Genomic DNA, 26,898 nt, shown 5'->3' with positions numbered 1-26,898 from the left:
GGCTGACCGGACACGCGGGGCGCGCGCCGCGGTCCTGCGACGCCCCCGCCGGGCGCTCGGGCCGGCCCGGAGGCACTCACCGGCCACCGCGGCCGCACCGCGCCGCGCGACGGCGCCGGCTACGGGATGTCCGCCAGGAAGCCGCGCACCGCGTCCGCGAAGCCCGCCGGGTCGTCGGCGTACACGAAGTGGTCCGTCTCCAGCTCGACCAGACGTGCGCCGGGCCGCCCGGCGATCATCCGCTCGGCCTGCTCGGCCGACAGCACTCCACCCTTGGTGCCGCGTATCAGCAGCGCCGGACAGGAGGAGCCGGTCCAGTCGGCCCAGTGGTCGCCGTGCACCTGTTCCTCGGAGTCGTACATGTCCCTGGGGTGGAAGTGCAGACCCCAGGTGCCGTCGGGCCGCTCACGGACGGCGGAGGTGAAGTACTGCGCGAACGGGCCCAGTTGCGTCACGAACTCCTCCCGGCTCGGGGCCGTGCCGTGGGGGAGGCCGAGCACGAACGCCAGTGGGTTGGTGCCGTCCATGCCGAGCTCGGCGCAGCCCTCGGCGTTGACCAGCGCGCTGACGCGCTCGGGGTGGCGGGCGGCGAACTGGTAGGCGTTGATCGCGCCGAGCGAGTGGCCGAGGAGGGCCGCACGGGCCAGGCCCAGGTGGTCCATGAGGGCTTCCACGTCGGCGAGGTAGCCCTGGCGGCTGTAGTCGGCCGCCCGGCCGGAGGCGCCGTGGCCGCGCTGGTCGGGTGCGATGACCCGCCAGTGCGGCGCGAGGCGGCTGGCGAGGTCGGCGTACGACATGCCTTCCGACATGTGCCCGTGAAGGGCGATCAGCGGGCGGCCCGGTCCGCCGAAGTCCACGTAGGACAGGGGGCGGCCGGCGAGGGTGAGGGTGGAGCGCTCGGCGCTGTCGGTGTTCATGACTTCACCCTAGAGCAGATTCATACGGTCGTACAAGACGGTTGTATAAAACGCTCGTACAGCTCGCGTCCGCCGGGGACGACCAGTCCGGCGGACCCGTGCGCCGCGGCCTTGACCTCAAGTCGGCTCGAGGTATCAGAGTGATCCGCATGACCACCGGGACCGCGGACATCACCGCCATGCATCAGGTCGTCGCCGCCGTCGAGCGCACGCAGCGCGCCAAGCCTCGGGCACACCGCGTGTCCCGAGGCCGGCTCCGCCACCCGCGAGGGACGTGGTCATGCAGGAGAAGACGCTGAACCCGTACGCTTCGTCCGGTTCGCGCTGCGCCGCCACGGGGCCCCTCCTGGCCGAGCACGGTCACGGCGTGCGACCGGCCCGAGAAGCAAAGCACCGGGCTGCTCCCACGGATCGCCGCCACGACGGACGACGACGGCTCCGGCCCGGCTACTCACCCGATCCGCGCACTCCTGCCTGATCCGGGCCGGGAGCGCCGGTACGGGGACGGGACGCGTCCGCCCCAGCTCGCCGAGCCGGGTCACCGGTCGCCGCTAGCTCGCTCAACCGCCGCTGCTTCTCCCGCAGTTCGGCCTGCTCGGCGGCGAGGCGGCCGGCCAGGGAGTCCAGCTCCGCCCGCAGGCCCGGGCACATGTCCAGCGACATGCCGTGCTCGCCGGTGCGGACACAGTCGAGGTACCGCCGGATGACCGAGGTTCCCAGACCGGCGGAGAGCATCCTCCTGATCTGCGCCACACGGACGACATCCGATGCGGAGTAGTCCCGGTACCCGCTGCTGTTGCGGGCCGGGACCAGCAGTCCTCGGTCCTCGTAGTGACGCAGCGCTCGCGCGCTCACGCCGGTCCGCTCGGCAAGTTCGCTGATCAGCACCGTCGGTCCCCTCCCCATCGGCTTGACCTTCACGCTGACGTGATGCCGTACCGTCCTGCGGCATGACACCTGGAACAACCCGGCGGCGTGCCACGATCATCCACGGCTACGGCGCGACCCCCGAGGACCACTGGTTCGGCTGGCTGGCCGGCCGGCTCCGTGCGGACGGCGTCCCGACCACCGTCCCGGCCCTTCCGGACCCGCAGGACCCGGACCCCGCGAAGTGGACGGACGCCGTACGCACCGAACTGGGCACGCCCGACGAACGCTCGATCGTCGTCGCGCACAGCCTGGGCTGCCTGACCGTGCTGCGCCATCTGCGCTCCCTGCCGGGCACGTGGCGGCTCGGCGCCCTCGTGCTGGTCTCCGGCTTCGTCGACCGACTGCCCGCGCTGCCGGAGCTGGACGCCTACATAGGACACGGCTGTGACGTGACGGGAATCGGCGACCGCGTCGACCGGCTCACGGTCATCCGGTCGGACGCGGACCCGCTGGTACCGACCGGTCACACCGACCGCCTCGCCGGCCTGCTCGGAGTCCGTGCGCGCACGGTGCCCGGCAGCGGTCACTTCCTCGCTTCCGACGGTGTCACCTCGCTGCCTGAGGTCCGGGACGCCATCTCGTCGTGACGGCGCGCACCCGGGCTGCGCGTTCGTCGTCACCGGCGCACCCTGGAGGTGTGGTCAGCAGCCGCGCAACCCGGCGCTGGGCGCGGTCGGCCGGCGGGCGGCCGTGCGCGCCCCGGTCATGGACGTGCGGAGCCTGACCGTCCGCCCTGCGGTTCCCCTTCCACGAGGTGATCGACCATGAGCCCGGACGAGACGCACGAGCGGCTGCAGCGGATGCGGAAGGAGGCCGAGGACCTGGCCGACGCCGCGGAGCGGACCGACGATCCGCAGGAGCGTGCCCGTCTCCGGGAGAGGTCGCGCTCGCTGCGGTCGCGGACCGAGCAGGAGAGCGGTATGCGCAGCGGGGACATCTATCCCTCGGAGTAGAGCGGACCCGGCGGCAGCCGTGCGCCGTCGCGGGCCCGTGTGCCGCGCGCCCAGGAGGGAGTGCTGCGAGACTGGGAGCAGCACGCCGCCCATGGGGCGGCGCTGACGGACAGGGTGGTGACCACCGTGGCCGAGGCCGACGACGACTCCCTGGAACTCGCCGCTCCGCACACCGGTCCCCCGGGGGATCCCTTCCTGCGCACTCGGTTCGCCCCTCCTTCGCGGCCGGCCACGTTCCTGCGCCGGCAGCGGCTCGTCGATCACCTCGACCGAGCGCTCACCACACCGCTGACACTGGTCAACGGACCGGCGGGGGCGGGCAAGACCTTGCTGACCGCCGACTGGGTCACCGGGCTGCGGGTGCCGGTCGCCTGGCTCACCGTCGAGGCGGGAGACCTGCGGCCCGGTGTCTTCTGGGCCTACGTCTTCGAGTCCCTGCGGGCGTGCGGAGCGCGGGCGACCGGTGTGGTCGGCGCCCCCGCGGACTCGGGCGGCGTGGGACGCGGGCTGCTCGCCTCGCTCGCCGCCGAGCTGAACGCCCGGGACCGCCCCGTGGTCCTGGTGCTCGACGAGTACGACCGGATGACCGCTCCCGAGGTCGCCGAGGAGCTGGAGTTCGTCCTGCACCACGCCGGGCGCGGACTGCGCCTCGTCCTCGTCTCCCGTTCCGAACCGCTGCTCCCGCTCCACCGCTACCGGGCCGCCGGTGAACTGACGGAAATCCGTGGCGCCGAGCTGTCGTTCACCCCCGCGGAGGCCGGCGTACTGCTGAGGCGGCACGGACTGCGCCTTCCCGAGCACGCCGCCGCCGCCCTGGTGGAGCGCACCCGGGGGTGGGCCGCCGGGCTGCGCCTGTCCGCCCTGGCGGCCGGGGAGAGCAGCGATCCCGAGCGGTATCTGAAGGAGTTCGAGGCGGGTCACAGTACGGTCGCGGACTTCCTCCTGGCCGAGGTCCTGAAGGGCAGGACGGACAGGACCCAGGACCTGCTGCTGAAGGTCAGCGTCCTGGACCGTTTCTGTCCGGAGCTGGCCGACGCCCTGACGCTGCGGAGCGACGCCGGCCCTCTCCTCGCCGAGCTGCACCGGGAGAACGCGTTCATCGAGCGGCTCGGGCACGCCTGGTACCGGCTGCACCCGCTCTTCCGTGAGATCCTCCGGGCCCATCTGCGCGAACGCATGCCCGGCGTGGAGCCGGAACTGCACCGGCGGGCCGCGCGATGGCTGCGCCGTTCCGGCTTCCTCTCGGAGACGCTCGTCCACGGTGCCGCCGGCGAGGACTGGGATCTCGCCGCCGGCGCACTCGTCGACGACCTGGCCATCGGCCGGCTCTTCACCGGCCTGGACTCGAACCACCTCATGCAGCTCTTCGCCCGCATGGGACCCGAGGCCGCCAGTCCGGCGAGCGACCTCGTGCGCGCGGCCCGTGCCCTGTCCCGGCGCGACCTCGACCACGGGCTGGTCCGCCTGCGGCGGGCGGAGGAACGGTTGCCCGACGACGCTCCCGGCCTGGCACCGGTCCGGCTGAGCTGCACGCTGCTGGAGGCGCTCGCCGCGCGGCTGACCGGCTGCCCGCCACGGGCCGAGCGAGCCCGCGCGGCGGCCGAGGAACTGCTGCCGGACCTGCCCGACAGGCTGCTGGACGAGCACCCGGAAGTGACGGCGCTGCTGATGACGCACGTCGGTTCGACGCGTCTTTGGGAGGGGCGGTTCGACGACGCCCGCGCCGTCCTCAGCCGGGTCGCCGGGAGCCCGGGCGGGGCCGCGACGGTACTGCCCCGGGCGGATTCGGTGGGCCACCTGGCTCTCCTCGACTACCTGAACGGCTGGCTCGGCCGGGCGGAGCGCAAGGCCCTCGCCGCGGTCTCGGAGGGAGAGCGGGCGGGTCTGCCCCGGCCTCCCGGCGCGGGACTCGGCCGGCTGGTCCTGGCCGCGGTGGCCGTGGACCGCCACGAACTCGCAGGGGCCCGGTCCCTGCTCGACGAGACGGCACGCCTCCCGGCACGGGAGCACGACCCCGTGCCGACGGCGGGGCGGGCCCTCGCGACATCGCGTCTCCTCCTCGACAGCGGCGACGTGCGCGCCGCCGTGGAGGCGGCGGCGCCTGCGGTCACGGCGGCCGTGTCGTCGCCCTGGGCGGAGAGCCATGCGGCACTCGTCGTCTCCGCGGCCCGGCTGGCCGAGGGACGGCCGGCCGAGGCATCCCGGACGCTGCGCGGCGTCTCCGTCGACCAGCCGGTGTGCGCGGTGGAGGCTGCCGCGCTCCAGATCGCCGCGGGGTGCACCGGGGCCGCCGTCGACCTGCTCGACGCCATCCGCACCGAGGGACGCAGCGGCCCCGTGGTGAGCGTGGGGGCGGCGTTGGTCAGGGCCCGGGCCGCCCAGGAGTCGGGGGACACGGCGACCGCCGGCAGACTCGTCGCCCGGGCGCTCCTCGACGCCCGGCGCGAGCGGCTGCGGCGCCCCTTCTTCCGGGCAGGGGACTGGATCGGGCCGCTGCTGGCCACCGCCCCGTTGCGCGCGCTGTCCGCCGGCTGGCTCGTGCCAGGTCCCCCGCGGCGGCACGGCGAACGGCCCCGGCCGGAGCCGGACCCCGCGCCCGTGGTGGCGGTGGAACTCAGCGGCCGGGAGCGCGATGTCCTGCGGCGGCTGGCTCGCATGATGTCCACGGAGGAGATCGCGGCCGACCTGTGCGTGTCGGTCAACACGGTGAAGACCCACCTCAAGAGCGCCTACCGCAAGCTGGCGGTGAACCGGCGCAGTGAGGCGGTGAACCGGGCCCGCGACCTGGGCCTGCTCTGACCGGCCGGGGCACGCGTGCGGCGTCCCGCCGGGGGCGCTCCCCCGCAGGGGGTGAGGCACGCGGCCCCCGCGCCGGGTCCGATGGGAGGAAACGTACGACGGACACCGACGACGCGAGCGCGGGGCCGTGCGGCGCCGCCCCCCGTCCGGTCCGTCACCGGCCCGGCGGACCGGCCCGGCCCTCGGCCGTCCGGGCGCGGCTCCGACCGAGGTCACCGGGAAGGGGACACGGATGTCCACACGCGGAACCGGGACCGGGCCCGCCGCGGGGCGGCGGGAACGGCGGACGGAGCACCTGGCGCACGCCGACTACACCGGCGGCGTCTACGGTTCCATGCTCGCCGCCTCCGTCGTGATCGGCGCGGGATCCCTGGGGTCGTTCCCGCGCGCCGAGCTGGTCCTGCTGCTGTTGCTCACCAGCCTGGTGTTCTGGCTGGCCCACGTCCATGCCGAGCTGTTCGGCGCACGGCTCGCCAGGCATCCGCCGGACCGCCGCGAGGTACTGCGGGCGTGCCGGGACGAGTGGCCGATCGTGAAGGCGTCCGTGCCGCCGGCCGCGGCCGTCGCCGTCAGCCCCCTGCTCGGGCTGGACGTCCAGGGGGCCCTGTGGCTGTCGCTGTGCGTCGCCGTCGCCGGGCAGGTGGGCTGGTCCGTCGCCGCGGCACACCGCGCGGGTGCCCCGGGGCGGCTGATGGCCACCACCGCGTCGGTCAACCTGCTGCTCGGCCTGGTGATCGTCGTCGTCAAGATCGCGGTCACCCACTGAGGGGCGGAGGCCCGGGTCACCTGTACCGGGTGAGGTCACCGGGCCCCGCGGAGCGGACGATCGTCGGAGAGGGGCGCACCCGCGCCGGACCGCGGGCCGTGTCCCGAGCCCGTCCGGTGAAGGGACCGCACGTGCGCTACGAGATCCGCGTCGAGGGACACCTGTCGGAGACGCTCGCCAACGCGTTCCCGGAGCTGGAGCACGTGGTGATGTCCGGCCAGACGGTCCTGTTCGGCAGGGTCGTGGACGAGGCCCACCTCTACGGTCTGCTGGCGCGCTGCCAGTCCCTGGGACTGCGTGTCGTGGAGATGCGCCAGATCCCGGAGTGACGGCCGGCCAGTCTCACCCGCGCCGGGTGATGCCACACGGCGCATCACCTGCCCACTCTGAGACCGGTACACGACGACTCTGCCGGGCCCCGCCCGGACGGAGGACGGAGGACGGACATGAGCGCACAGACCTACCTGGCGTACGACTACCCGCTGCTGGGGGCCTTCTGGACACTGCTGCTGTTCTTCCTGTGGATCATGTGGTTCATCCTGCTCTTCCGGATCATCACCGACATCTTCCGTGACGACGGGCTGAGCGGCTGGGGGAAGGCCGGCTGGCTGGTGTTCTGCGTCCTGCTGCCCTTCCTGGGCGTGTTCGTGTACGTGATCGCCCGCGGCAGGAACATGGGCCGCCGGGAGACCGCGCAGGCCCGTGCACAGCAGGAGGAGTTCAACGCCTACATCCGGAAGACCGCGGCCGGCGGCCGGTCCAGCGTCGACGAGCTCGCCCGGCTCTCCGAGATCCGGGACCGGGGCGCGATCACCGACGAGGAGTTCCGCAAGGCGAAGGAGATGGTCCTGGCCGGTCACGCCCCGGCCGGACACGCGGGTGACACCGACACGCGCGCGGCCGCCGGCTGACCGCGACCGCACACCACGAATCGAGGCCCACAAGATGACCGCAACACACACGCGTCCCGCGCACACCGCGAGGCAGGACTGGGCGACCGGCCTGACCGCCTTCGCCGCCGTGATGCTCTTCCTCGTCGGTCTGCTCGACGTCTTCCGGGGCGTCATGGCCATCGCCGAGGACGACGTCTTCGTCACCACGCCCAACTACGTCTTCGCGTTCGACCTCACCAGCTGGGGCTGGATCCACCTGGCTCTCGGCGCGCTCGCCATGATCGTCAGTGCCGGGCTGCTCAGGACGGCGACCTGGGCACGGGTCACCGGCGTCGCGATCGCCGGGCTCGTGATCATCGCCAACTTCCTCTCCCTGCCGTACTACCCGGTGTGGTCCGTCGTGATGATCACCATCTCCGGCTTCGTCATCTGGGCCCTGTGCGTGGTGCAGCGCGGCGGCGACCTCTACGGGCCCGGTGACCGAGAGACGCGCTGAGGACGAGGCACCCGCGTCCGCTCCTCCTGCCGGGCCGGGCGGCGGCGGCCCCGGACCGACCCGAGCGGTGAGGAGCCGCCGAGGTGACGGTCCGGGGCCGGAAGGAGCAGTCGCCCGTCCCGCGCGGCGCGTTCGCCCCTACCGTGAACAGCACACGAGACGGCCGGCAGCAGGCGGGCAGCACGATGAACGGACAGCAGGTCGACTACGCGGCGGTGTTCCACGCCCTCCCCGGCATGGTCGCGCTCCTCGACCACGACCTCGTGTACGTCGACGTCAACGAGGACTTCACCCAGCTCACCGGCCGCTCCCGGGAGCAGCTGATCGGCAGCTACATCTTCGACGTCTTCCCCGAGAAGCCGGGCGAGCGTGCCGCCGCCGGCATGCGCGAGACACGGGCGTCCCTGCTGCGGGTGCTGGCCACCGGTCACCGCGACACCATGGCAGTGCTGCGCTACGACATCGAGGACCCCCGTCGCCCCGGCCACTGGCACGAGCACTTCTGGAGTCCGGTCAACGCGCCCGTGCTCGGCCCCGACGGCCGAGTGGCATTGATTGTGCACAGGGTGGAGGAGGTGACTCAGCTCATCCGCGCCCGGGGCGGCCCGGGCGGCAGCGACCGTGCACGGGTCCTGGAGTCCGAGCTGTACACCCGTTCCCGCGAACTGCAGGAGGCCAACGACAGCCTGCGCGAGTCGCAGGCCAGGGACCGGCGGGTGGCCCTCGCCCTCCAGGAGGCCATGCTCCCCTCCCCCAGACCGGTCGGGCACCACCGGGCCGCCGTGCGCTACCGGCCCGCGGTCGGCGGCCTCCGTGTGTGCGGCGACTGGTACGAACTGGTCGACCTGCCCGGCGACCGCATCGCGGTGGCCGTCGGAGACGTCGTCGGTCACGGTCTCGCCGCCGCCTGCGTCATGGGGCAGCTGCGCAGCGCGCTCAGCGCGGCGGCTCTCGTCGCGGACGGCCCGGCCCAGGTCCTGGAGGTCCTCGGGCTGTACGCGCGCTCCGTCGAGGGCGCCGAGTCGACCACCGTGGCGACCACGTTCATCGACTGGCGGGACCACACGGTCACCTACAGCAGTGCCGGTCACCCCCCTCCGGTGCTGCTCGCACCCGACGGCACGACATCCTTCCTCGACGAGGCCACCGACCCGCCTCTCGGCGCCCGGCCCGTGCACGTCCCCCGCCCTCAGTCCACCGTGTCCTTCGCCGAGGGCGCCATCCTCGTCCTGTACACCGACGGCCTGATCGAACGCCGCGGTGAGGACATCGACGTCGGCCTGGCCCGCCTCGCCGACTCCCTGGCCCGGCACGGCCGGGCCGACCCCGAGCCCCTGGCCGACGCGCTCCTCGCCGACCTGCTGGTGAACGACGACACCACCGACGACACGGCGATCGTCGTCGTGCGCCTGTGAGCCCTCGCGCGGTGGCGTGCCACCTGCGGGAAGAGGACGCTGGAGGCGGGGACCACATGAGGGAGAGCCACCATGACTCGGACCAGCGCGGACTCGGCGCACACTCCGTTCCTTTCCCGCCCCGGCGTCCGCCGCCTCGTGCCGTTCGCCGTGATCACCGCGATCGCCCTGATCTTCATCTTCGAGAACCGCGCGAGCGTGGAGATCCGCCTGCTCGTTCCCATGGTGACCATGCCGCTGTGGGGAGCGCTCCTGATCGCCTGGGGCCTGGGCATGCTCGCCTGCCTGTTCACCGTGCGCCGGCGGTCGAACGCGCACACACGCCGCCGGGGGTGATGGGGCGTCCACGCCCTCGACCACCGCGCGACGGCGCCGTGAGGCCGGACGTTCCGGCGAAGGGTCGCCACCACCTCGGCACCGCCGTCGCCTCGCGGGCCGTGGCGCTCCCGTCACCTACTGCGGCGCCCTCCGGACTGCCGCTCGCTCCGGGCCTGCTGGAAGGCGTCGGAGATGGTCTCCGCGGCCCCGGACAGGATGCCCTTGGTCGCACCGCGTGCCCCCGACTCCTTCATGCGTCCCGGAAGCTCGGCCAGCCCGGCCGGCTTGCGCGGTCCGGACTCCAGGTCGAGACGGTTGCAGGCCTCGGCGAAGCGCAGATACGTGTCGACGCTGGCCACCACGATGCGCACGTCGATCTTCAGGATCTCGATGCCGACGAGGGAGACCCGCACGAAGGCGTCGATCACCAGCCCTCGGTCGAGAATCAGTTCCAGCACGTCGTAGAGGCCGCTGGAGCCTCCCCCGCCGCGCTGCTGCGCCACTACGGTCACCGTGACCAGTCCCTTCCCCAGGCATGGTGCGGGTCGCCCCGGCGGCCGGTCGCGGACCCGGCCTGCCGGCGGCACGGGAAGCGGCCACGGCCGCGGACGGCCCGCGTCTCTCGGCTGCCCGGCGGGCAGCCTCCCTCATGCGGATTGCCCCTGCCCCGATCGTCAAACAGACGTCCGAGTCCGGGCGGGTGCGCTCGCGGTGCCGGCCGGATTCAGCTCCGCTCGGGATGCAGGCCCGGGCCGTCGCCGTGGCCGGTGAGCGGGGTCGGGGACAGGGCCGTCTGCTCCTCGCCCGGCTCCAGCAGGGTGTCCGCGGCGCCGACGATCAGCGGATCGGGTTTGCCGACGGCGTCCGCGTCCTTGAGCGGGTAGTCGCAGCGGTAGAGCAGGCTGCGCATGGCCTCCAGCCGGCCGCGGCGCTTGTCGTTGTTCTTCACCACCGTCCACGGCGCGTGCTCGGTGTCCGTGGCCCGGAACATGTCGACCTTGGCGGTCGTGTAGTCGTCCCAGCGGTCGAGCGAGGCCAGGTCCGTCGGTGAGAGCTTCCAGCGCCGCACCGGATCGACCTGCCGGATGGCGAACCGTGTGCGCTGTTCGGCGCGGGAGACGGAGAACCAGAACTTGACCAGCAGGATGCCGTCGTCCGTCAGCAGTCGTTCGAACATCGGGGCCTGCCGGAGGAAGTGCCGGTACTCGTCGTCGGTGCAGAAGTCCATGACGCGTTCGACGCCGGCCCGGTTGTACCAGGAGCGGTCGAAGAAGACGATCTCTCCTCGGGCCGGGAGGTGGGAGACGTACCGCTGGAAGTACCACTGCCCGGCCTCCCGCTCGGTGGGCTTCTCCAGGGCGACCACCCGGGCTCCGCGTGGATTGAGTCGCTCGGTGAAGCGCTGGATGGTGCCGCCCTTGCCGGCCGCGTCCCGGCCCTCGCACACGACGACGATGCGCCGGCCGGTCTCCTTCACCCAGCGCTGCATCTTCAGCAGTTCGATCTGGAGGATGCGCTTGGTCCGCTCGTACTCGCTCCGGCGCATCTTCCGGTCGTAGGGATAGTTGTCCCGCCATGTCTCGAGCGGGCTGCCGTCGGCGTTCAGCAGGACCGGCCGTTCCGGACGCCGATCGTCCACACTCAGCCCGTCCAGCAGTTCCGACTCGGCCGTCCCCTCGCCGGAACCGCCGGTTCCCGCCTCCGTCTCGCTGTGATCCGGCACCCCGCTCCCCTCTCTTGTCCGCTCACAGCCCCAGTGCCCCGCGGAGCGCCGGTGAACCGCGCGAGGACGCGGTTCTGCCGGTGCGGCCCGGCGGGCACCGGACACCCCGGGCCCGCCGCGGGGAGGCGCCCGGCCGGGCCACGACGCGTGTGCGCGAGCCGTTGACGTCCGCTCCGCCAGCGGCCGGTGACCGGCCCGCTCGCGTACGGCCACGACCGGGCGCTGCCGTGGCGGGTACCGGTCACGGCACAAACCCGCCTCACCGCATCCCCCCTGCCGCACCTGTCTCTCTGTCAGGGTGTCGCCACCGCACACCTCTAGCTGGGGAGACCGATGCGCGCGATATTGCGGAGTGCCCTGGGCACGGCCATAGCCGTGACTCTGGCCGCGACCGCGGCCGTGCCGTCCGTGGCAGAACCACGGACGGCCGGGCCGGAGAAGAGACCGCTGGTGGGGAGCGAGGCCGCCGCCCCGGCGGGGCAGCGCTCGACCGTCACCCTGATCACCGGTGACCGCGTCCTGGTGACCACCGACACGGCCGGACGCAGTACGGCCGTCGCCCTGCCCCGCGAGGACGGCGGCGTGCCCGTCGTCCAGACCAGGCAGTCGGGCGACGACCTGTACGTCTACCCGGAGGCCGCGGTCGAGGCGCTGGCCGCGGGCCGGGTCGACGAGGAGCTCTTCAACGTCACCGGCCTGGTCCGGCAGGGCTACGACGACGCCCGCACCGGGTCGCTCCCACTGATCGCGGTGTACGACACGTCGGTCGACGTGGCCCGCACCGCCCCCGCCGCCCCGTATGGCGCACGGCGCGGTCTGGTCCTCGACGCCGTGGACGGTGTCGCCCTGAAGGCCGACAAGAAGAAGACGGCCGGCTTCTGGGCGGAGGTCTCCGGCGGCAGGACCCGATCGTCCGAAGACCTGAGCAAGCTGTGGCTGGACTCGAAGGTCGAGGCACAGCTCGACCGGTCGACGCGGCAGGTGCACGCCCCCGAGGCCTGGGCCGCCGGGTACGACGGCAAGGGCAGCAAGGTGGCCGTGCTCGACACCGGTGCGGACGCCGATCACCCGGACCTCAAGGGCCGTATCACCGCCCAGGAGAACTTCACCGACTCCGACTCCACCGAGGACCGGCAGGGTCACGGGACCCATGTGCTGTCCACGGTGGGCGGCAGCGGCGCCGCGAGCGGCGGGAAGAAGAAGGGCGTCGCACCCGGTGCGGACCTGCTCAACGGCAAGGTCCTGAACGACGGCGGCTCGGGGGCCGAGTCCTGGATCATCGCCGGCATGGAGTGGGCGGTCGAGCAGAAGGCCGACGTCGTCTCCATGAGTCTCGGCAGCCAGGAACCCACCGACTGCTCCGACCCGATGAGCATGGCCGCGCAGCGGCTCGCCGAGACATCGGACGCGCTGTTCGTCGTGGCCGCGGGGAACTCGGGTCCGGCCCTGAACACGGTCTCCTCGCCGGGCTGCGCCCCCGGGGTGCTCACGGTCGGTGCCGTCGATCGGGACGACTCCACCGCCTGGTTCTCCAGCCGCGGCCCGGCCCCCTTCACGCACACCCTGAAGCCAGAGATCACCGCGCCCGGCGTGGACATCTCCGCCGCGGCGGCAGGGGGCCGGGGCCTGTACGCGTACCGGTCGATGTCGGGCACGTCGATGGCCACCCCGCACGTCGCGGGCGCCGCCGCCGTCCTCAAGCAGCGGCACCCGGACTGGACCGCCCGGCAGCTCAAGGCGGCCCTGGTGTCCTCCGCCGACAGCGGCATCCCCGGCGACGTGCGCGAGACCGGCGGCGGCCGGCTCGATGTGAAGGCCGCGACCGACGCCACCGTGCTCGGCGCCCCGTCGGTGCAGGGCGGCAGCTACAACTGGCCGCAGCACGCCGGCGACAGCACCACCGTCGACGTGCCCTACACCAACACGGGCACCGAAGCGGTACGACTCCGCCTCGCTGTCGAAGGGGTCACCGGCAACGACGGCTCGCCCGTCCGGTCCTCCGTGGCCAGGCTCGGCAGCCGCTCGGTCACCGTCCCCGCGGGTGCCACCGTGAAGGTGCCGTTGCGCATCGACCCCACCGCCCGCCTCGCGGACAGCCAGTACGGAGACGTCACGGGCCGCGTCATCGCGAAGGCGGACGGAGTGTCGGTCTCCACGCCCTTCTCCCTCTACGTCCAGCCGGAGACGGTGACCCTGCGGGTCAAGCTCGTGGACCGCGCGGGCCGGCCCGCCGACGGCTCCTCGTCCCTCGACGTGATCGGCACGGACGACGCCACCGGTGAGCGGCGCTTCAACGACGGCGCCACCGACCAGACGTACCGGCTGCGTCCCGGCAGCTACTTCCTGTCGAGCTTCGTCGAGACACCGGACGCGGGCGAGGGCGCGGAGCTGACCGACTCGGTCACCTATCTCGGGCGTCCGCAACTGAAGCTGACCGAGGACACCACGGTCGTCCTCGACGCGCGCAAGGCGCACCGGCTGAAGGTCACCGCCGACCGGCCCACCGAGACCCGGGCCGCCACACTCTCCTTCTCCCGTTCCTGGGGGGAGAACTGGCTGCACGCCGGAACCGTCACCGCCCAGGGCACCGTCCGCGGCTTCTACGCGTCCGTCGAGGGCCGCGCCCGGGACGGCGAGTTCGCATTCGGCAGCCACTGGCGGCAGTACGCCCCTATGGTCTCCGAACTGAGCACCACGGACGGTGTCGCGCTGCACCCCGTCGCGTCCGGCACGGGCAGCGCCAACCTCGACGGCACCGGCCGGGCGGACCTCGTCGACGCGGGGAAGGGATCGCCCGAGGAGCTCGAGGCGGCGGACGTCAAGGGCAAGGTCGCCCTGGTCCTGGTGCCGGACGGCGGTGCCGTCACCACCCTGGCCGCCGACGCCAGGGCCGCGGGTGCCACGGCGCTCGTCCTGCACCGCACCGCACCGGGCCGCTGGCAGCCCCAGGCCGGCTTCACGGGCGCGGCACTGCCGACGCTCGCGATCCCGGCGGACGAGGCCCGCGCGCTGCTCGGCGAGCTCGCCGCCGGGAAGGTGACACTGCGCTGGAAGGCCACCGCCAGGAGCCCTTACGTGTACAACCTGTCCTTCCCCGAGGACGCGCCGATCCGCGACGACCGCACCTACCGTGTGCACGACGACCGGCTCGGCAAGGTGACGTCGACGTACCACGCGATGGGCGTGGCCGGCGACTTCCTCGACAGCACGGCCGCGTACACGCCCGACGGGACCGTGGCGGTCCTGGGCTTCAGTGAACCCGTTCCGGTGCCCGGCGAGCGCACCGAGTTCTACTCGGCGGGCGGCGTCGCGTGGGACCACGCCGTCTCCAGCAGCTTCCCCTGGGGCGAGACGATGATCGACCAGCGGCGCACCTACCGGGCCGGCGGCGAGCGTTCCGAGTCCTGGTACGACGGGGTGGTCGCCCCCACCGCGCCGCGTGACGCCGACGGCGAGCCGGCGCTCGCCGCCGAACGGCAGGGCAATGTGATCGGCTTCTCCGGGGCCATGTGGGGTGACGGCGCGCACTACGCACAGGCCGGTTCCTTCGGTGACGTCGGCAACCTGGTCCTGCGCAAGGACGGCGTCGAACTGGGCCGCAGCAGCTATCCGTTCGGGTCCTTCGAGGTGCCGGCCGGAGAAGCCACCTACGAACTGGAGCAGAACACCGCGAAGTTCGGCTCGCCCGCCCGGGTCTGGGAGCGGTCGCAGCAGGTGCAGACCGTCTGGACGTTCCGCTCGAAGCTCGACGAGACCCAGTACTCCCAGGGCCTCGGCATCCTCTTCCCGCGCTACGTCCTGCCGGAGGACGGCCTCAAGACCGTGCCGGCGCGGGACGGTCTGCGGCTCGGTCTGGGCGTCACCGGCCATGCCGGGTACACCCCGGGCAGGCTGAAGTCCGCGAAGCTGTCCTACTCCTACGACGAGGGCGGGACGTGGACCGCGGCGGACGTCACCGTCACGGGCAGCGGCGCCACGGCCACGGTGAACCACGCCGGGGCCGCCGGCCGGCAGGTCTGGCTCCGGACCGAGCTCACGGACGCGGCCGGCAACACCGTGCGCCAGACGGTGTCCCGCGCCTACGACGTGCGCTCTTAGCACCACGGGGGCCGGCGACCGGCCCACCCCGGGTGGCCCGCCTCGGGGCGGGCCACCCGGCAGCGCCGCGTCCGAGGGCGCCTTTCATCAAGGGTAGGACCCCACCCGGTACCGTCCGCCCGACCAGGGGTCCTCCTCGGTCTGCGCGAAGCGGCCGAAGCGGGCCTCTAGTTCCGGCTCGCTGCGATAGGTGACGTGGGCGAGCCGCCGCGCGAGGCCGAGTCCCGCGTGCGGCCCCCGGTCCGTGGCGTGGTAGTGGCCTCCGTGCCAGTGCGGTCGGAGCGGACGGCATGCGGCTGGATGTCGGCCCACGCGATCTGCTCGGCGCTCGCCGCGGCCGTCGTGGCGAGCAGCAGCAGCGCGTCCGTCCCTCCGGGACGGGACACGGCCCATTCGAGTGCCCGGGGCTGTCGCGCTGCGGAGGGGCGCCCGATCAGGGCACCCGCTGTGCGGACTGTGCCACCTCGGTGACCAGTCGGGCGACAGCCGGGGTGGCGATGCCGTGGGCGTCCCCGGCACGTAGGACGGCTCCGCCGATGGCGTCGAGTTCGAGCGGCCGGCCGGCCGTGGCGTCGCGCTGCATCGAGGACCTCATCGTCCCGGGGACGCGGTCGAAGAAGGAGAGCAGCCTTTCGGCGGTCACCGGCGCGCCGGCGGCGTGGGCCACGGCCGCGATCTCGTCGAGGACGGTGAGCAGCTCGGGGCGGTGGCTCTCACGGACGGCACCGACGTCGGCCTGGTGGCGAGTGGTCAGCAGCGCGAACGGGGCGAGGAAGGCCAGTTTGTCCCAGAGCATCGCGCTCTCGTCCTCGCGTGCGGTCACGCGCAGACCGGTCTGTCGCAGCAGTTCCACGAAGTCGTCCGCGGGGGCGGCGAGTTCGATGTCGGCGAACGGGCTGGTGTGGGCGATGCGGCCGGGCTCCGTGCGGGTGGCCTCGACCCGGATGGTGCCCGCGACGACCCGGGCGGAGGGGAAGCGCTCGCGGAGCACGGCGAGATGGTCGAGGCCGTTGAGCAACGGGACCACGACCGCCGTGCCGAGCACCTCACCCGGGACGCGGTCGAGCGCCTCGGCGAGCGCGGTCTGTTTGACCGTCACGAAGACGGCGTCTACCGGCTCGCGCAACTCGGTGTCGGACTCCACCGCCGCGGTGAACTTTCCGTACCGGTTGCTGTCGACGCGCAGCCCGTCCCGGCGCAGCACGGCGACGGTCTGTTCCCCCGCCAGGCAGATGACGCGGTGTCCGGCACGGGCGAGCAGCGCCCCGACCAGGCCACCGACGCCACCTGGGCCGAGAACCGCCACGGTCGTCCCGGTTGTGCTCATGTGTGCTCCTGTCCGAAACCAATGAGTCGAGAGGCCGGCCAGGGCGGGAAGCCGGTCGGGCCCGTGGCGGGTCGGCACCCGCCCGCGTCAGGTCCGCGTCGGGGGTGCGGAAAAGACAGCGGGCGGGTTGCCGCCCTGGGCCCGGAACGATGATCAAACCTGGCACGGTCCAAGTCAATCCACGGATGTGCCGGGAGACATCCCAGCTTCGAGCTCGGGTCTCGTGACTGCGCTTCGGGAGAACGCCTGCGTCACCAGCGGGCCGCGCGCGAAAGCGGTGGCTGCCTGTGGGCCGAGGGCGTCGAGTGCCTCGTGGCCGAGGTCGTCCGGCCGGCGGGCGAGGCGGCCACAAGCTGCGCGGTCGGGCTGCGCTTGAGCCATGCGGAGAGCGTTCCGGTGCCGTCGGGTTCCTCTGCGCGAGCATGTGGCTGGAGCACGGCTCCGTGTCAGGAGTTGCTCAGCGGGGCATTCCGGACGGCCGGCTGCCGCGCGGTCGAATCCGTGGGGGCGGCTTCACGGGGACCGTCCCCGGCGGGCCCGGCAGGGTCCCGGCACTCCTCCAGGAACGCCAGGGCGCGCAGGTGGTAGGCGCGGGCCGCCCAGCCGAGGCTGATGTTGTGCCCGGCCCGCGGCAAGCGGTCGACGACGACCCGCGGCGCCGCCGTCAGCGCGGCGGTCAGGTCGCCGACGTCGTCCGGGCCGTGCCGCCACCACGCCTCGTGCTCGGCGAAGGTGAACCGGACGGGAACGCGCACGCGCGGCAGCACGTCCGCGCACACGGACGCCTCCCAGTCGCCCACCGATTCCGCCTCCCGCCGGGGTACGGGCGCCACGACGGACTTGCTGGCAGGAAACGTCCCCGGCGGGTAGAGGGCCAGCGGACCCCAGTGCAGCCTCCGCAGGGCGAGGCCGGTGCGCTGGGCGGCCCGTTCGGGCGGCACGGCGAGCCGGTGTCCCACGCCGGAGACCTCCACGCCGAGCAGACCGCGGGGCGGCCGGTACGCGGCCACGGCGAGTGCGAGCTTGCCGCCGAAGGAGTGCCCCAGCAGCAGGATCCCCCCGTTCCCGGCGTGCCGGTCGGTGAACTCCTCCACGGCGGCGGCCACGGGGCCGACCTGTTCGGTCACGGTCAGGCCGTCGCCACCGCTCCGGGCGTGCGGACCGTACCCGGGCCGGTCCAGGGCGAGCACGGTGTAGCCCAGCCGGGTCCCGAGGGACAGCAGGGACACGTCCGTGTGGGCCTGCCCGTCGAAGTAGCCGGCGTTCATACCGCCGCCGTGCAGGGCGACCACGAGGGCGCGCGACGGCCCGTCCGACGGCTCGCCGAGCAGGCCGCTCACGGGTGCGGAGCCCGTGTTCAGGGTGATGCGGCGCACCCCCGGCGACACGCCGTCCGAGGGGACCGTCCCGGCGTCCGGGGAAGCACGGGCCGAACGGGCCGCACGGACAGCGTTTTCGCCACGGTCGGCGTCGAACACCCTGCTCACGAGAACCCCGTTCTCCCCGTACCTGCGACATGGCCGAGTCCCGGTCACCCATGGTCCGTTCCGGCGTGTGAACGGAGCAAGGCCGGCCGTTGCAGGACTTGGTCGAGTCCGCAGGATCGGCTCCAAGGACAGTTCACAGAGTGCAACACCGCGGCGGGAAGCGCGCGCGAGGAGTTTCGGGGGCCGCTCGCTGTCCCCGGTTCGGTCCAACCGGGTCGCGCGTGTCGCGCACAGCCGTCCCCGGCCTCGTCTGATACGGATCGACGACAGGCGCCGGGGCGGCCGGCCCGACCGCGCACTGCCCGTCGGCCGTCCGCGCCCGGTCGCTCACGGCGCTCGCCCGCACCCGGCAGCACGACCGGCACCCGAGAAGGAGAAGGCATGGCTCCCAGCGAGGCCACCTACGCTGTCACCGGTTCCTCCGGCCGCCTCGGCGGACGCATCGCCCGCCGCCTGGCCGCCGCCGGCGTCCCGCAAACTCTCATGGCCCGCACGCCGGCCCGTGCGCCCCGGCTGCCCGGGGCCACCGCCGTCCCCGGTGACTACGGTGACCACGACGCCCTCGTCCGCGCCCTGCGCGGCACCGACCGCGTCCTGATGGTCTCCGCCGCGGAGTCCCCCCGCCGCCTGGAGCAGCACCGCACCTTCGTCGACGCCGCCGCCGAGGCCGGTGTCGCACACCTGGTGTACATCTCCTTCTACGGCGCCGCGCCCGACGCCACCTTCACCCTGGCCCGCGACCACTGGCACACCGAGCAGCACATCCGCGCGAGCGGCGTCCCGTTCACCTTCCTGCGCGACAACCTCTACGCCGACTTCATGCCCGCCCTGGTCGGGGAGGACGGCGTCATCCGCGGTCCCGCCGGCGAGGGCCGGGCGGCCGTGGTCGCCCAGGACGACATCGCCGACGCCGCCGTCGCGGTGCTCCGTGCGCCCGGCACGCACGCCGGCCGCGCCTACGAACTGACCGGCCCGCAGGCGCTCACCCTGGCCGAGGTCGCCGCCACGCTCACCGCCGCGACCGGACGCCCGGTCTCCTACGTGCCGGAGACGATCGAAGAGGCCCGTGCCTCCCGTTCAGGACACGGTGTTCCCGACTGGCAACTCGACGCCTGGGTCTCCACCTACACCGCGATCGCCGACGGGTCCCTCGCCGAGGTGACCACCGCCGTCGACGAGCTGACCGGCCACCCCGCCACACCGCTTCAGCAGGTACTGCGCTCCGGCACCGGCCGGGCCGGCCGGCCCTGACCGGTCAGTGGAGCGCGGGCCGGTAGACGAGTTCCTGGATGTCACCGTCGAGCGTCCGGTGCTCGACCAGTTCCAGGTCGAAGTCGGCCGCGCCCCGGAAGACCGGGTCCAGCCCGGTCCGGCCGGTGATGACGGGGAAGAGTGTCACCTGCAGCCGGTCGACCAGGCCCGCGGCCATCAGGGCCCGGTTCATCGACAGGCTGCCGTGCGAGCGCAACGGCACGTCGGACTCCCCCTTGAGCCGGGCGACCACGTCGACGGCGTCACCGCTCACGACGGTCGCGTCCGGCCAGTCGAGGGGGCCTTCGAGCGTCGTCGACACCACCGTCGCCGGCAGGCTTCGCATCCGGGTGACCCACGGGTCACGCACGTCGGAGTCCTCGGTGCTCGACGCCAGCATTCGCGCGAACAGCCGGTACGTGCCGGCGCCGAGGACCATGCGCTGGTCCGTGTCGTACAGCGCGAGGCGGTGGTCGAGCAGCTCGGGCCCCTGCTTGCCCCAGTACCCCGTCCAGTCGCCGCCGGCGGCGCCGTAGCCGTCGAGGCTGGAGAAGACGTCGAAGGTGTAGGTCGCGGTCATGTCGTACTCCTGAAGTGCGGTGGACAGGATGTGCGGTACAGAGCGGCGCTCCTTCTCCGGCGGGCCTCCGCAACCGTCACATTCCCGGACCCGGCGCCCTTCCGGAACTCATCGCTGTTCCCACCACCGGTGGTCACGATCACTCGCAGGGCGTACGGTGAACGGACGTTCGGGGGAACGGTCCAGCGGGGGACGGCATGGAGCACGGGAAGCGGGAGGGGCGCCGGACGGTGCCCGGGACGGTGGTCGCCGCCGGGATCGTCGGGGCACTGGCCGCCGCCGCGCTCGTACTGCGGCCCGCCGAGGGGCTGCTGCACTCCGGCAGGGGACCGCTCGGCCACTGGGGCTTCGTCGCGATCGGGCTGTCCGTCGCCTGGACGGTAGGCGTCGTGCACGCCGCCCAGCGCCTTCGCCCCCGGATCGGCGCCGGCCGCACCCCGCTGCCGCCGGGCGAGGAGCGGCTGCGGGAGGCCGCCGTGCCGCTGCTGCTCGTCGGGCCGGCCGTCATCGGTGTCCTCGCCCTGGTCCTGCACCGGTTCACGCACGACAGCACACCGCCCACCCCGACGGACGTCCTGCCCTCCCCCGTGACGCCCCCCTCCCTGCCGCCGGCCCGCGACACGTCGACGCGGCACAGGGGCTCGGGGGACTCCCTGTCCCTGCCGCTGTACCTCCTGCTCGGTCTGCTGGCCGCACTCGTGCTCGTGGTCGTCGCGGTGACCGTCGTACGGCGGCTGCGGCGGATCCGGCTGACGGTGCCTCCGCGCCCCGCTCCCGCGGGTGTCCCCGGACAGGACGACGACGCGCGTCTGCTCCTGTCCGCCGTGCGGTCGGGACGGCGCGCCCTGGCCGACGCCGGTGACGCCCGGGCGGCCGTCATCGCCTGCTACGCCGCGATGGAGGACGCCCTCGTCGCGTCCGGCGTGCAGCGGCACGCCTCCGACAGTCCCGCCGACCTGCTCACCCGCGCCGCCACCGCGGGCCTCGCCCCGAACCCGGCCGCACCGCGCCTGACCACATTGTTCCGTGAGGCCCGCTACTCCTCGCATCCGATGGGCGCCCCGCACCGCGAGGCCGCGGCCGCGGCCCTGGAGGACATCGCCTCCCATCTGCACGACCGGGAGACCGCGCGGTGAACCGGGACGCCCACGCGACTCCCGAGCCGGACCGGCTCCCACTGCGCCGGCTCGGACTGCTCGGCGGGGCGGTCGCCGGATCCGGTGTCCTGCTCGTCCTGCTGCTCGACGGGCTCGAGGCGGCCGGTGCCGTCGTGGCCGTGCTCGTCGTCGCGGCGCTGACGGTCGCCCGGTACGTCGCCGGGGCGAGCGCCTTCGACCCCGGACGGCGGGACGAGGTGCGGCTGCTGCGGACGCGGGCGCCGGGCATGGGCGAGTGGCGACGGAACGTCGACACCGCCACGGGGCCCGACGGCGCCTTCTACTACCGCGCGGTGCTGCGGCCGGACCTGCGCCGCCTGTACGCCGCCGCGCTCGCGGAACACCACCATGTGTCGCTGGAGCAGCAGCCGGAGCGCGCCGCCGAGTTGATCGGCCCCGAACTGTGGCCGTGGCTGGGACCCGAGCCACCCCGGACCGGACCCGACGGCGGCATTCCCGTCGACGTGCTGCGCCGCCTCGTCGACCGGCTCGAAGCGCTCGGCGCACCCCGCTCCCGTACCCCCCGTACCCGTGAGGAAGAAGCGACGTGACGAGTCCCTCCACGCCCCACCCCCGCACCGCCGAGCAGGTCGGCGAGCAGGCCGGTGCCGTACTGCGCGAGATCGGCCGCGCCGTCGTCGGCAAGGCGGACGCGCTGGAACACGTGATGCTGGCCGTGCTGGCCGGCGGACACGTCCTCGTCGAGGACCTGCCGGGGCTCGGCAAGACGCTCCTCGCGCGTTCCTTCGCCACCACGCTCGGCCTGGACTTCCGCCGCATCCAGTTCACGCCCGACCTGCTGCCGTCGGACGTCACCGGGGCGCCGCTGTACGACCAGCGCACCGGCGAGATGGTGTTCCACCCCGGCCCCGTCTTCACGCACCTCCTGCTCGCCGACGAGATCAACCGGACGCCGCCCAAGACGCAGGCCGCGCTGCTGGAGGCGATGGCCGAGTCCCAGGTGACCGTGGACGGCGCGACCCGGCCGCTCGCCGACCCGTTCCTGGTGATCGCGACCGCCAACCCGGTGGAGTACGAGGGCACTTACTCCCTTCCGGAGGCCCAGCTCGACCGTTTCCAGCTGCGCGTGCGGATGGGTTACCTGTCCGCCGGGGAGGAGCTGGCGATGCTGCGGGCCAGGATCGACCGGGCCGCGCCCGAAGCGGTGCTCGACGCGCTCGCGGGGCCGGAGGACGTCCTGGCGTGGCGGGCCGTCGTGGAGCGGGTGGAGATCGACGACGATCTGCTGGAGTACGCCGTCGCTCTGGTCGGCGCGACCCGCGACCATCCGCAGATCAGCATCGGCGCCTCGCCGCGCGGCGGACTCGCCCTGGTCCAGCTCGCACGCGCCCGCGCCGTGCTGGACGGCCGGGACTACGTCGTCCCGGAGGACGTCAAGAATCTCGCGGTGCCCGCCCTGGCCCACCGGGTCTCACTGCGGCCCGAGTTGTGGGTGCGCGAGGTGTCCACGGACGACGTGCTGCGCGAGATCGTCGGCAGCGTCCGCACGCCGTCGACGCGGCGCACGGCCGCCCTGTCGTCGTGACCGTGCCCTCGCCGCGGCCGAGTGCCGCGGTGGTCCGCGCCCTGGAGGGGCGCACCTCACCGGCGCAGCCGCCGCCCACGCCGCCGGACGGCCCGCGCCCGGGCGAGCGGACGCTGCGCCTGCTGACCGTCGCCGTCGTCGCGCTGTCCGCGGCCCTGCTGACCGGGCGGGCGTGGCTGCTCGCGCCGGCGGCGGCACCGCTCGTGCTGCTGGCGCTCGCCCTGCCGCGCGCCTACGCCCGCCGTGTCGGGACGTCGGTGACCGTCGCGCCGAGGCGCTGCTTCGAGGGCGACACCGTCACCGTCCGCGTCTCGGTGGGCCACGACGGCAGTGCCGCCCGTCTCGACCCCGGCGTCACGCTCGGCCCTGGTCTGCGGCTGGACGAGGTCGCCGTCACCCCGTCGACGGTGACGCTGCGCCACACCGCGCTCCGCTGGGGGCGCTGGTCGCTCGGCCCGGTGGACCTCGACGTGTACGACGCCGGGGGGACCGTGCGCCGCACCGTGCGGGTCGAGGCGGGCGAGGTGTCCGTGTTCCCGCGCGCCACGCAGGCCCGGTTCACGCCGATTCCGGCGCGGCTGCCGCAGCGGCTCGGTGAGCACGCCTCGCTGCAGACCGGCGAGGGCGTCGAGGTCGTCGGGGTGGGACCGTGGGTGCCCGGAGAGCGGCAGCGGCGCATCCACTGGCCGTCGACGACGCGGCGCGGGGCCGTGCAGCTGCACCGGTTCGCGGCCGAGCGGGCCGCCGACACGGTGATGCTGCTCGACGCGTTCGGGGACGTCGTCGACCCGTCGACCGGGGTGTCGTCCCTGGACGAGACGGTGCGCGCCGCGGCCGGACTCGCCCGGGCCTATCTGCGCACCCACGACCGGGTGGGGGTCGTCTCGACCGGCGGCACCACGCGATGGCTGACGCCGGGGACCGGGGACGCGGCCTTCTACCGCATCGTCGAGAGCGTCCTCGACGTCCGCAAGGACCGCCGGTTCGACGGGCCCGGGCTCGAGCGGGTGCCGCCGCCCGCGCTGCCGGAGGGCGCGCTCGTCTACGTGTTCACCCCGTTGAGCGACGCCCGGATCCTCAAGGTGCTGCGGGACCTCCAGGGGCGGGGACGCCGGCCGGTCGTCGTGGAGATCCCGAGCGGTGACCCGCGGGTCGAGCCCGGGGACGTCGCGGGCGGGTTGGGGCTGCGGCTGTGGCACGCGGACCGGGACGCGATGCGGTTCGCCCTGCGGGACAGCGGGGTGCCGGTGCTGCGGCACGTCGTCGGTGAGTCGTTGGACGTGGCGTTGGCGCCGTTGCTGTCGGGGCGGGTCGGGAGTCGAGGGCGAGGGCGATGACGGCACTGGATACGCGGGCCGGCCTTCGGGAGTACGCCGGGTACTGGATCAGGACGGTGCCGGTGCGGCTGCTCGGGGTGGCGGCCGTCGTGGCGGCGTGGCGGCCGTGGGCGACGGTGGACGGGGGGCGGGACGGGGTGCTGTTCGGCTGCGCGGTCGCCGTCGCGGCGTGGGCCGCGCCGGCGGTGGACCGGCGGCCGGCCCTCGAGTCGGCACACCGGTCGCACGCTCTCGCGCGGCACCGCACGACCGTGCTGGCGTGCGGTGTCGTAGTGATCGCGGCGTTCGGGGATCCGGCCTGGTGGGAGCGGGCCGGGGTGGTGGTGCTGTTGGTCATGTACCTGGTGGCGAGCGAGACCTGGCCGTGGAGGTGGGGGCGCGGGCGCGCGCGGGTGTGGGGAGAGGCCCTGGCGGCCTGTGCGGGCGCCGGGGTGGTGCTGGCCGCCGCGGCGGCTCCGGTGACCGGGGCGGGTTTCGGGACGGGGCGACTGATCGCGGCGGGGATCGTCGCGGGTGTCGCGGTGGTGGGCGGCGGAGTGCTGGCCGTCCGATGGCGGGGAGGGAGGTAGGCGGCGTCCCCGCCGGGCGGCGGCGCGACGACGACTCGGGGTCAGGGCCGTCGCCGGATCGCGGTGACCTCGAACTCCAGCACCACCTTCGGGCTCACCAGGGCAGTGGTCCCGGCGTTCCAGTTCACACCCCAGTCGTTGCGGTTGAGCGTGACGCCGCCCCTGAAGCCGACCCGCGCGCCGCCCTGCGGGTCGCCCGTGTCGCCGGTGAGTTCGACGTCCACGGTGACCGGCTCGGTGACCCCGCGGACGGCCAGGGTTCCGGCGACCCGGAAACGGGTCCCGTCGACCTGGGTCACCTCGGTCGAGGTGAAGACGATGGAGGGGTGGTCGTCCACGGCCAGGAACTTGCCGCGCAGAAGGTCGTCGCGGCGCGGGTTGCCGGTCCGTATGCTCTGCGCCCGCATCGTGATCCGTACGCTGGATCTCGTCGGGTGGTCGCCGTCCAGATACGCCCCGCCTTCGAACTCGTCGAACTGCCCGCGCACCCTGGTGCCCATCGTGTGCCGGGCGACGAACCCGATGCGGCTGTGGGCGGTGTCGAGGTCGTAGTCACCGGTCAGCCCGCTGAGCCTGAGGGGGGTCGACATGCTTGCTCTCCTGGCGCTGTGTGCCCGACGGACCGCGCGGGCGGACGGTTGTGCGTGGGAGCGGGTGCGTCCCAGCAGTACGACGGGACAGCCCTCCGGAATGTGAGGTGCGGTGACCACCTCATGTTCCGTAGGGCCGTCCCGTCGTCGAGACCTGCGAGAACCGCTACCGGATGCCGGGCGCACGAGCGGCACCGGTGCCGTCGGGCTCCCCCTCTCCGTCACCGCGCCCGGCTCGTCGCACGGCGGCGACGGCGGCGAGCATCGCTCCGACGGCGACCACCGCCAGTCCGCGCAGCCACACCTCGGCCTCGATCTGCGTGGCCAGCACGACGCAGGACGCGGCACCCAGCACGGGCAGCGCGGTCGGGGTGCGGAAGTGATCCGACTCGCCCGGATCGCGGCGCAGGACGAGCACGGCCGTGTTGACCATGAAGAAGACCACGAGCAGCAGCAGGACCAGGGTGGACGCCAGGGTGGCGACGCTGCCGGTGAGGGCGAGGAGCATCCCCAGCAGGGTCGTCGCCGCGATGGCGGCCCAGGGCGTACGGCGGCCGGGCAGCACCTTGGTCAGCGCGGCGGGCAGGAGTCCGTCCCGGGCCATGCCGTAGGCCAGCCGGGACGACATGATGCCGGTGAGCAGCGCGCCGTTGGCGACGGCGACGAGCGCGATGGCGCTGAACAGGCGCGTCGGCACTCCTCCGGCCGCCTCGACCACTTCGAGCAGCGGCCCGCTCGACGCGGCGAGCCGGGCGGTCGGCACGGCCGCGGAGGCGGCGAGGCCCACCAGGACGTACACGGCTCCCGCGGTGGCCAGGGCGCCGAACAGGGCGCGGGGGTAGGAACGCCGTGGGTCGCGGGTCTCCTCGGCGACGTTCACGGACGTCTCGAAGCCGACGAAGGAGTAGTACGCCAGCACGGAGCCGCTCAGGACGGCCGCCGCCGCTCCCTTCTCCGGGGTGCCGAGCCGGCCGAGCCGGCCCACGTCGCCGTCGCCGCGCAGCAGCAGCCACGCGCCGAGGACGACGATGACGGCCAGGCCGCCCACCTCGATGACGGTGGCCACGACGTTGGCGCGGGTCGACTCCTTGATGCCGCGGGCGTTGACCAGGGCGAGCACGGCGAGGAACACGACGGCGACGGCCCCCACCGGCAGGGTCACGAAGGCGGACAGGTAGTCGCCGCCGAAGCCCCGGGCGAGCGCGGCCACGGAGACGATGCCGGCGGCGAGCATGCAGAACCCCGCGAGGAACCCGGCGAACGGCCCGAAGGCACGCGTGGTGTAGTGGGCCGCTCCGCCCGCCCGCGGGTATTTCGTCGCCAGCTCCGCGTAGGACGCGGCGGTCAGCAGCGCCAGCAGCAGCGCGACGACGAGCGGCACCCACACCGCTCCCCCGGCGTCGGCGGCCACCTGGCCCACCAGGACGTAGACACCGGCGCCGAGCACGTCGCCCAGGATGAAGAAGTACAGCAGCGGGGTGGTCAGGGCACGCTTGAGCGCGGGGCCCGGCACATCCGCCGACGGGTGTTTTCCGACAGTCGCCATGCCGCCTCGTGTCCCCCGAACCCGCGGGAACACGCTCTTGGAGTTCGACTCCTCGAACAGGACCGGCCTCACGCTCCGTGTTCTTCGCCACAGCAGCCCTGCAAATCAATAGGACACGGCGGGACGGCCCGCCTCGTCGATGTGCTGATGCGCGCCGCGCAACGCAGGCCGGCGAAGGTGTTTCCCAGCTCAACACCCTG

Annotated in this window: 25 protein-coding genes and 1 pseudogene; 16 read left to right on the top strand and 10 right to left on the bottom strand. The window is 73.6% G+C overall.

Annotation, left to right across the window (positions count from 1 at the left end):
* Positions 1-119 precede the first annotated feature (119 nt).
* Both ACGF3H_RS17890 and ACGF3H_RS17885 read right to left on the bottom strand, forming a co-directional pair.
* Positions 120-917 (bottom strand): alpha/beta hydrolase, encoded by a 798-nt coding sequence (locus ACGF3H_RS17890; protein ID WP_362493428.1) that lies wholly within the window; start codon positions 915-917, stop codon positions 120-122.
* 447 nt (positions 918-1,364) lie between these two features.
* Positions 1,365-1,823, bottom strand: coding sequence for a MerR family transcriptional regulator (locus ACGF3H_RS17885; protein ID WP_362493430.1), 459 nt, complete (start codon positions 1,821-1,823; stop codon positions 1,365-1,367).
* Between the two features lie 44 nt (positions 1,824-1,867).
* Here ACGF3H_RS17885 and ACGF3H_RS17880 point away from each other — a divergent pair, with 44 nt between their 5' ends.
* The 9 genes from ACGF3H_RS17880 to ACGF3H_RS17840 all read left to right on the top strand — a co-directional run bounded on the left by ACGF3H_RS17880 (position 1,868) and on the right by ACGF3H_RS17840 (position 9,505).
* Positions 1,868-2,434, top strand: a complete 567-nt coding sequence (locus tag ACGF3H_RS17880; protein ID WP_362493433.1) for an alpha/beta hydrolase — start codon at positions 1,868-1,870, stop codon at positions 2,432-2,434.
* A 177-nt stretch (positions 2,435-2,611) separates the two neighbouring features.
* Entirely contained in the window at positions 2,612-2,800 is a 189-nt protein-coding gene (locus ACGF3H_RS17875) for a DUF6381 family protein (RefSeq protein ID WP_362493436.1), read from the top strand.
* A 126-nt stretch (positions 2,801-2,926) separates the two neighbouring features.
* Positions 2,927-5,599, top strand: a complete 2,673-nt coding sequence (locus ACGF3H_RS17870) for a LuxR C-terminal-related transcriptional regulator (protein ID WP_362493678.1) — start codon at positions 2,927-2,929, stop codon at positions 5,597-5,599.
* Positions 5,600-5,831: 232 nt separating this feature from the next.
* On the top strand, positions 5,832-6,365 hold the full coding sequence (locus ACGF3H_RS17865; RefSeq protein ID WP_362493439.1) for a hypothetical protein: 534 nt from the start codon (positions 5,832-5,834) through the stop codon (positions 6,363-6,365).
* A 131-nt stretch (positions 6,366-6,496) separates the two neighbouring features.
* Complete coding sequence (locus ACGF3H_RS17860) at positions 6,497-6,694, top strand: hypothetical protein (RefSeq protein WP_362493442.1); 198 nt, start codon at positions 6,497-6,499, stop codon at positions 6,692-6,694.
* Between the two features lie 117 nt (positions 6,695-6,811).
* Entirely contained in the window at positions 6,812-7,276 is a 465-nt protein-coding gene (locus ACGF3H_RS17855) for an SHOCT domain-containing protein (protein WP_362493444.1), read from the top strand.
* Positions 7,277-7,310: 34 nt separating this feature from the next.
* Entirely contained in the window at positions 7,311-7,754 is a 444-nt protein-coding gene (locus ACGF3H_RS17850; protein WP_362493446.1) for a hypothetical protein, read from the top strand.
* 185 nt (positions 7,755-7,939) lie between these two features.
* On the top strand, positions 7,940-9,169 hold the full coding sequence (locus ACGF3H_RS17845; RefSeq protein WP_362493681.1) for a SpoIIE family protein phosphatase: 1,230 nt from the start codon (positions 7,940-7,942) through the stop codon (positions 9,167-9,169).
* A gap of 72 nt (positions 9,170-9,241) precedes the next feature.
* Positions 9,242-9,505, top strand: coding sequence for a hypothetical protein (locus ACGF3H_RS17840; RefSeq protein WP_362493447.1), 264 nt, complete (start codon positions 9,242-9,244; stop codon positions 9,503-9,505).
* Positions 9,506-9,618: 113 nt separating this feature from the next.
* Here ACGF3H_RS17840 and gvpJ read toward each other — a convergent pair whose 3' ends face one another.
* Positions 9,619-9,999: a gas vesicle protein GvpJ gene (gene gvpJ / locus ACGF3H_RS17835; RefSeq protein WP_362493450.1), complete on the bottom strand. Its 381-nt coding sequence runs from the start codon at positions 9,997-9,999 to the stop codon at positions 9,619-9,621.
* Between the two features lie 212 nt (positions 10,000-10,211).
* Positions 10,212-11,210 (bottom strand): polyphosphate kinase 2, encoded by a 999-nt coding sequence (ppk2, locus tag ACGF3H_RS17830; RefSeq protein ID WP_393816502.1) that lies wholly within the window; start codon positions 11,208-11,210, stop codon positions 10,212-10,214.
* Between the two features lie 333 nt (positions 11,211-11,543).
* Here ppk2 and ACGF3H_RS17825 point away from each other — a divergent pair, with 333 nt between their 5' ends.
* Positions 11,544-15,308, top strand: a complete 3,765-nt coding sequence (locus ACGF3H_RS17825) for a S8 family serine peptidase (RefSeq protein ID WP_362493453.1) — start codon at positions 11,544-11,546, stop codon at positions 15,306-15,308.
* A 93-nt stretch (positions 15,309-15,401) separates the two neighbouring features.
* Here the strand turns inward: ACGF3H_RS17825 and ACGF3H_RS17820 are convergent.
* The 3 genes and pseudogenes from ACGF3H_RS17820 to ACGF3H_RS17810 all read right to left on the bottom strand — a co-directional run.
* Positions 15,402-15,712, bottom strand: a pseudogene (locus tag ACGF3H_RS17820) (homoserine O-acetyltransferase); the annotation flags it as partial.
* Between the two features lie 29 nt (positions 15,713-15,741).
* Entirely contained in the window at positions 15,742-16,635 is an 894-nt protein-coding gene (locus ACGF3H_RS17815) for a 2-dehydropantoate 2-reductase (RefSeq protein ID WP_362493456.1), read from the bottom strand.
* A gap of 446 nt (positions 16,636-17,081) precedes the next feature.
* Entirely contained in the window at positions 17,082-18,011 is a 930-nt protein-coding gene (locus ACGF3H_RS17810) for an alpha/beta hydrolase family protein (RefSeq protein WP_362493459.1), read from the bottom strand.
* Positions 18,012-18,503: 492 nt separating this feature from the next.
* Between ACGF3H_RS17810 and ACGF3H_RS17805 the strand changes: the two genes are divergently transcribed.
* On the top strand, positions 18,504-19,373 hold the full coding sequence (locus ACGF3H_RS17805) for an SDR family oxidoreductase (RefSeq protein ID WP_362493461.1): 870 nt from the start codon (positions 18,504-18,506) through the stop codon (positions 19,371-19,373).
* A 4-nt stretch (positions 19,374-19,377) separates the two neighbouring features.
* On the opposite strand, the gene ACGF3H_RS17800 is transcribed toward ACGF3H_RS17805, so the two are convergent.
* A complete protein-coding gene (locus ACGF3H_RS17800) occupies positions 19,378-19,953 on the bottom strand; it encodes a dihydrofolate reductase family protein (protein WP_362493464.1) in 576 nt (191 codons plus the stop codon).
* A gap of 197 nt (positions 19,954-20,150) precedes the next feature.
* Between ACGF3H_RS17800 and ACGF3H_RS17795 the strand changes: the two genes are divergently transcribed.
* Genes ACGF3H_RS17795 through ACGF3H_RS17775 form a run of 5 tightly spaced genes read left to right on the top strand, consistent with a single transcriptional unit; the run spans position 20,151 to position 24,562 of the window.
* Positions 20,151-21,089, top strand: a complete 939-nt coding sequence (locus ACGF3H_RS17795) for a DUF4129 domain-containing protein (protein WP_362493467.1) — start codon at positions 20,151-20,153, stop codon at positions 21,087-21,089.
* Entirely contained in the window at positions 21,086-21,661 is a 576-nt protein-coding gene (locus ACGF3H_RS17790; protein WP_362493469.1) for a hypothetical protein, read from the top strand. The genes ACGF3H_RS17795 and ACGF3H_RS17790 overlap by 4 nt, the downstream gene beginning before the upstream one ends.
* Positions 21,658-22,656, top strand: a complete 999-nt coding sequence (locus tag ACGF3H_RS17785) for a MoxR family ATPase (RefSeq protein WP_362493472.1) — start codon at positions 21,658-21,660, stop codon at positions 22,654-22,656. The genes ACGF3H_RS17790 and ACGF3H_RS17785 overlap by 4 nt, the downstream gene beginning before the upstream one ends.
* Positions 22,653-23,993, top strand: a complete 1,341-nt coding sequence (locus ACGF3H_RS17780) for a DUF58 domain-containing protein (protein ID WP_393816501.1) — start codon at positions 22,653-22,655, stop codon at positions 23,991-23,993. Before ACGF3H_RS17785 ends, ACGF3H_RS17780 begins: the two co-directional genes overlap by 4 nt.
* Entirely contained in the window at positions 23,990-24,562 is a 573-nt protein-coding gene (locus ACGF3H_RS17775) for a hypothetical protein (RefSeq protein ID WP_362493474.1), read from the top strand. The genes ACGF3H_RS17780 and ACGF3H_RS17775 overlap by 4 nt, the downstream gene beginning before the upstream one ends.
* Positions 24,563-24,603: 41 nt before the next feature.
* Here the strand turns inward: ACGF3H_RS17775 and ACGF3H_RS17770 are convergent, their stop codons facing one another.
* Entirely contained in the window at positions 24,604-25,152 is a 549-nt protein-coding gene (locus ACGF3H_RS17770; RefSeq protein WP_362493477.1) for a YceI family protein, read from the bottom strand.
* 166 nt (positions 25,153-25,318) lie between these two features.
* On the bottom strand, positions 25,319-26,698 hold the full coding sequence (locus ACGF3H_RS17765; RefSeq protein ID WP_362493479.1) for an APC family permease: 1,380 nt from the start codon (positions 26,696-26,698) through the stop codon (positions 25,319-25,321).
* Between the last annotated feature and the right edge of the window lie 200 nt (positions 26,699-26,898).

The sequence above is a fragment of the Streptomyces sp. NPDC048185 genome (assembly GCF_043202495.1).
Classification (GTDB): Bacteria; Actinomycetota; Actinomycetes; order Streptomycetales; family Streptomycetaceae; genus Streptomyces.
Note: the sequence above shows the minus strand (reverse complement) of the source record. Positions and strands in the feature narration are given on the sequence as shown.

What these genes read in the sequence shown, in the direction of transcription:
- ACGF3H_RS17795 (WP_362493467.1), top strand. Translation starts at nt 20,151, where the DNA reads ATGGAGCACGGGAAGCGGGAGGGGCGCCGGACGGTGCCCGGGACGGTG.
- ACGF3H_RS17765 (WP_362493479.1), bottom strand. Translation starts at nt 26,698, where the DNA reads ATGGCGACTGTCGGAAAACACCCGTCGGCGGATGTGCCGGGCCCCGCG.
- ACGF3H_RS17880 (WP_362493433.1), top strand. Translation starts at nt 1,868, where the DNA reads ATGACACCTGGAACAACCCGGCGGCGTGCCACGATCATCCACGGCTAC.
- ACGF3H_RS17815 (WP_362493456.1), bottom strand. Translation starts at nt 16,635, where the DNA reads ATGAGCACAACCGGGACGACCGTGGCGGTTCTCGGCCCAGGTGGCGTC.
- ACGF3H_RS17875 (WP_362493436.1), top strand. Translation starts at nt 2,612, where the DNA reads ATGAGCCCGGACGAGACGCACGAGCGGCTGCAGCGGATGCGGAAGGAG.
- ACGF3H_RS17865 (WP_362493439.1), top strand. Translation starts at nt 5,832, where the DNA reads ATGTCCACACGCGGAACCGGGACCGGGCCCGCCGCGGGGCGGCGGGAA.
- ACGF3H_RS17840 (WP_362493447.1), top strand. Translation starts at nt 9,242, where the DNA reads ATGACTCGGACCAGCGCGGACTCGGCGCACACTCCGTTCCTTTCCCGC.
- ACGF3H_RS17885 (WP_362493430.1), bottom strand. Translation starts at nt 1,823, where the DNA reads ATGGGGAGGGGACCGACGGTGCTGATCAGCGAACTTGCCGAGCGGACC.
- ACGF3H_RS17775 (WP_362493474.1), top strand. Translation starts at nt 23,990, where the DNA reads ATGACGGCACTGGATACGCGGGCCGGCCTTCGGGAGTACGCCGGGTAC.
- ACGF3H_RS17850 (WP_362493446.1), top strand. Translation starts at nt 7,311, where the DNA reads ATGACCGCAACACACACGCGTCCCGCGCACACCGCGAGGCAGGACTGG.
- ACGF3H_RS17800 (WP_362493464.1), bottom strand. Translation starts at nt 19,953, where the DNA reads ATGACCGCGACCTACACCTTCGACGTCTTCTCCAGCCTCGACGGCTAC.
- ACGF3H_RS17855 (WP_362493444.1), top strand. Translation starts at nt 6,812, where the DNA reads ATGAGCGCACAGACCTACCTGGCGTACGACTACCCGCTGCTGGGGGCC.
- ACGF3H_RS17845 (WP_362493681.1), top strand. Translation starts at nt 7,940, where the DNA reads ATGAACGGACAGCAGGTCGACTACGCGGCGGTGTTCCACGCCCTCCCC.
- ACGF3H_RS17805 (WP_362493461.1), top strand. Translation starts at nt 18,504, where the DNA reads ATGGCTCCCAGCGAGGCCACCTACGCTGTCACCGGTTCCTCCGGCCGC.
- ACGF3H_RS17890 (WP_362493428.1), bottom strand. Translation starts at nt 917, where the DNA reads ATGAACACCGACAGCGCCGAGCGCTCCACCCTCACCCTCGCCGGCCGC.
- ACGF3H_RS17770 (WP_362493477.1), bottom strand. Translation starts at nt 25,152, where the DNA reads ATGTCGACCCCCCTCAGGCTCAGCGGGCTGACCGGTGACTACGACCTC.
- ACGF3H_RS17825 (WP_362493453.1), top strand. Translation starts at nt 11,544, where the DNA reads ATGCGCGCGATATTGCGGAGTGCCCTGGGCACGGCCATAGCCGTGACT.